2 protein-coding genes are annotated in these 2,433 nt (G+C 53.8%); one reads left to right on the top strand and one right to left on the bottom strand.

The genetic code is table 11. The features are described from left to right. On the top strand, positions 1-702 hold a 702-nt coding region (locus AC2FJ5_RS21325), incomplete at its 5' end, for a calcium-binding protein (protein ID WP_496794518.1). Between the two features lie 423 nt (positions 703-1,125). Here the strand turns inward: AC2FJ5_RS21325 and AC2FJ5_RS21320 are convergent. After that, positions 1,126-2,274: an IS3 family transposase gene (locus AC2FJ5_RS21320; RefSeq protein ID WP_496794517.1), complete on the bottom strand. Its 1,149-nt coding sequence runs from the start codon at positions 2,272-2,274 to the stop codon at positions 1,126-1,128. Between the last annotated feature and the right edge of the window lie 159 nt (positions 2,275-2,433).

The following is a 2,433-nucleotide window of genomic DNA, read 5'->3' as shown; positions in this document are numbered from 1 at the left end:
ATGGCCGATCAGTCGACCGACGGTGATGATATTGTCAAAGGGACCAACCAAGATGACGTGTTCCAGGATGGAGCGGGTAACGATACGTTCTTCGCTTACAGTGGTGATGATGTAATCATCTACCAGTCTGGCGATGACCTGATTCAAGGAAAGAACTACAATAGAGGCAACGATACGCTTGATTTGAGCAAATACGCTGCGGATCAGGTTTCTTTTTCCCACGATGGAAGATTTACAATTATCGATACTCCAAACGGGCAAATACGGCTGGATTATCAAAACTACTATGATATCGGAGCGGACCGAACCAATATCGAGAACATTGTTTTCTCGAACGGCGCGTTAGATGAAATCGGGATCCGGAATCGCTCAGTCAACGACACCGCGACAGATACGGCAGACACGATACGCGGAACTAACTATAAGGATCGTTTAGATGGCGGCGAAGGTGATGACTTCTTAACCGGCGCTCTTGGTGCAGATACGTTTGTCTTCAGAACTGGAACTGGTAACGACCGGATCACCGATTTTGAGGATGGAGTCGACCTCCTAGAGCTGAACGGTACAGGTCTTTCCTTCGCAGACCTGGTGATCACAGATAGCGCCGACGGGGCCGTTGTGGACATGGATGGCCAAGGCATAATCACTGTGGCAGGCGTGAACTCTGCGCAATTGACGGAAGACGACTTCTCATTCGTCTAAGGCAAACATATAAGCAGCCCACAGAATCATGCGGGCTGTTTCGTTGGTTCTGAACAGCGCTGAGCCCAGAAACCCGGCATCGGGGCAGCCGCAGCGGAGGTTCAGTTTGTCCCGCATAGCTACTGTCCACGGCTCGAAAACAAAGCATCTTAGATTAAAAGTCCGCTTCCTGTGCATTGCCGCCGTCGCTGAGGCCTAGTGCCGCACCCGCAGCGAATGGCGGCTAGGTGGCCTATGGTCTTGAAAAACATCGTATTGCTAGCGCAGAAAGCGATGTCCAGAATTTGCCGCGAGTGCCTTCCCAGTCAGGCTTTTCGCGTTTGCTGCGGTGCAGGAAAGATTTTTGCTAGCTTGCAGAGGTTTTGGGTGGTGGCGGCGAGGAGTGGAGTTCGTCCCTGTTTCCGGACAGTTTGATTATTGACCCTATGCCGCGCTTTTCCAAGTCATGGTTTCGTATGCCTGCGCGGGTGTTTGGTAACCGATGGCGGAATGACGCCGCTGGCGATTGTAGAAGACCTCAATGTATTCGAAGATCGCGGCCTTTGCCTGGACGCGCGTTTTGAAGCGCTCCCGATGAACCAGTTCCTTTTTTAGTGATGCGAAGAAACTTTCCATTGGAGCGTTGTCCAGGCATTCGCCGGTCCGGCTCATGGATTGGATGACCTTCGCGGACCCGAGCAGCGCACGATATTCGCTGCCAGCGTATTGCACGCCGCGGTCCGAGTGATGAATGAGACTTGGCACCGGGCCACGGCGCCCCAGGGCCATGTTCAAGGCATCACAGCACAGTTCCGATCGCAGATGATCGTCTATGGCCCAACCCACGATCTCACGCGTGGCCATGTCTTTGATGGCGGCGACATAGAGCCATCCTTCGTCCGTATCGACGTAAGTAATGTCAGCGAGCCAAACCCGGTTCGGGGTTGTACAATCAAACCGTTGTTCCAGCAGATTTGGCGACGGTTTGAGGCTGTGATTGCTGTCAGTAGTGCACGGCTTTCGGCGCTTGCACAGGCGCAGAGAGACATTGTTTTCCCGCATTATTCTGGCCACGCGCCGCTCTGAAACGTCCTCGCCATCGGCCTTCAGATCCTGGTGGACCCTCTTTGACCCATACCGTTTTTTGCTTTGAGAAAACGCCTCTTTAATCTTAGGCAGCAACTCGGCGTCCCGGTCGGCACGCAGCTTGTGCCGCTGATCTCGGGCAGGTTGTGACTGGACAAAGCCGTAAAACCAGCTGCGCGCAACGCCAACAATGCGACAGAGATGAGCGATCGGGTAAACAGTCTTATGGGCAGCGAAAAAAGCAGAAGCTTTCTCGAGGATTTCATTTTCCAGCTTCAAGCGTTTGTTTTCCTTCCGCAGACGGTCCAGCTCCGCCGCATCCGCCTGCTGCCTGCGCAGTGCCGCCATTGATCCTGCCGCTTCGATCTCCAAGCGCCACGTCTTCAATTGCGAGCTCGTCACTCCCAGCTCCTTGGCCATGCCGGTTTGTGTGGCACCAGGCTCACAAAGCCGACCAACAGCTGCGGCTTTGAATTCATCTGTGAACGTTCGTCTCGATTGTCCCATTCCATGCTCCTTTCTTGGACAGGGGTACTTTACCCCGGTGTCCGGAAATAGGGACGAAGTTCAGAGAAATTCGTCGTTCGCGCCACATGGGCCCCGTAATCGGAGCCTGCCCAGCCCGAGGATACGTTTGAGGTGGGCAAACAGCATCTCAACCTTCTT

Source organism: Ruegeria sp. CDSA221, from assembly GCF_059611825.1.
This window is presented reverse-complemented; position numbering and strand designations above follow the sequence as displayed.

Excerpts from the sequence above, each read along its gene's own strand:
- AC2FJ5_RS21320 (WP_496794517.1), bottom strand. The coding sequence starts at position 2,274 with ATGGGACAATCGAGACGAACGTTCACAGATGAATTCAAAGCCGCAGCT.